Genomic DNA, 1618 nt, shown 5'->3' on the forward strand with positions numbered 1-1618 from the left:
GTGTTCGGCAGAATATTTCTTCTCAGAATACTGCTGTACAAGTACAACAGAAACAATGGTTAGATATTCTATCTGAGGAGGAAAGGTCGCCTGAAAAGAATGAGAATATAGGCAGGCCAACTCTGGTTAACGATGATTTTTTAGCGGCAAACCCGCATATTCTTGAAGACGCACTGGTTCAAGCACTTAACAGCAATAGCGCAGACCTGGTTTCCTCGCTTGTCGCCCTTTACCGTAAACAGCCCAACCACAATCCCAAACTGATTGCGCGTACCGATGCTTTGCTGGCAAAGCTGAAAGGACGGACTTCCGAAGCGGTCGAACGTTATCGTACCCTTTATGAATCTGACGTTTCAGACGACCGTATATTGTTGGATTTGGCAGCAGCAGAGTTTCAGGACTATCGCTTGGGTGAGGCAACGATGCATTTTCGCCATGCCGCGCAACGCGATATACCCACCCCCGTTTTGGAAAATGTTAAACGTTTTCAAGAAGCCGTCAAACGGCAGACAGAATGGAAATGGTCTGGCGGAATTAGCCCTGTGCATAACGATAATGCCAACAACGCTGCTCCGCGTTATTGCATCGAAACAAAGGGGCAAAACGCATGCAGTGTTACCCTACCTGTCAGTGCCAACGGCTTGAATTACGAATTGAACACCGAAAAACTTACCCCATTGTATGGGCATCACGCCATCAAATTCCGCGCCAACCTCAGCGGCACAAGCTATTTTTTCGACCGCCAATCGGCTTACGACGATGCGTTCGGCAGGGCTTATTTGGGCTGGCAACGCAAGGACGGCAAACAAACCGTCAGCGTTTTACCGTTTTATCAGGCACAGTTGGCGGGCAGCAGCGAATTTGACAGCAAAAAAGAAAACAACCGCCGCGCCGCGCCTTATATGCTGGCTCACGGGGTCGGCGTACAGCTTTCGCATATGGTCAATCTCGGCAACGCGACACAATTTTATTACTCGCTGGAACGCTATCGCCAAAACTATCGGGAAACCGATCGTGCGCTGCGCAACGACGGTTGGCACGACAGTACCTATCTCTCCCTGGCGCGCCGTTTCGGTAGAACGACCCTGTTCGGCGGTTGGCAATACAACCGCTTTGTTCCTGAAAACAAAAACATACGTAATACCGTCAACAATGCGGCCTACCACCGCAACGGTTTCAATATAGGTTGGATACAGCAATGGCAGGTTTTAGGTGGGCTTAACAGCAGACTTACCGCTTCATTTGCCAACCGTCGCTATAAAGGCATTATGGCATTCGGCACGGAGCCGCAACGCAATCGGGAGCGCGCTCTCTCTATCAATCTTAGTCACAACAAATTATCTTATAAAGGCATTACCCCTACTTTGAATTATAGTTATAGTCACACCCGTAGCAATGCACCCTATGCAATGCGTAATATTCATCAATGGTCATTAGGTGGTGAATGGAATTTTTAAAAGAGAATCAAATCTGAGTAGGTATAAGACAGCAACCCGTTCAAACAAAACTTTGTAGTGTAATTAAAGGTCTCTGCAAACATCTACGCCGAGACCTTGTCTGTTTGATTTAATTATTTTTTAGAGTCTGTGCGGTGTCATACCTTCAGGTGCTTCCGCAC

1 protein-coding gene is annotated in these 1618 nt (G+C 47.7%); it reads left to right on the forward strand.

Translation table 11 applies throughout. The annotated features are described in order from the left end of the window. A partial coding sequence (locus tag ACTHUR_RS10985) for a surface lipoprotein assembly modifier (RefSeq protein WP_440398590.1) occupies window positions 1-1457 on the forward strand: 1457 nt, incomplete at its 5' end. Between the last annotated feature and the right edge of the window lie 161 nt (window positions 1458-1618).

The sequence above is a fragment of the Neisseria sp. P0021.S007 genome (assembly GCF_051956855.1).